1 protein-coding gene is annotated in these 229 nt (G+C 36.2%); it reads left to right on the plus strand.

Translation table 11 applies throughout. The features are described from left to right. Positions 1–229, plus strand: a 229-nt coding sequence (locus R0K30_RS23910; RefSeq protein WP_410613568.1) for a hypothetical protein, incomplete at both ends; no start/stop codon positions are given.

Consider the following 229-nt stretch of genomic DNA (forward strand, 5'->3'; position numbering starts at 1 on the left):
CACTGCTTGGCTTAGTATACGTCAACTCATTCCTCTATTAGGTAGAGTTGACTATATATCAGAAATGAAAGTAGAAATAGATGAGATTGAAAGTTTAATCGAATCTAGAGGTATTACTCGCTTCCTTTTCTGGAACCCTTATGGAAATGATAAAAGGTTGTCGATATACAAGTGGGCGAAAGAAAATAACTTCCCTTTCTATGTGTTTGAAAGAGGAGCTTTGCCTGAT

The organism is Bacillus sp. SIMBA_154 (genome assembly GCF_046536015.1).
GTDB classification, from domain to species: Bacteria; Bacillota; Bacilli; order Bacillales; family Bacillaceae; genus Bacillus; species Bacillus pumilus_P.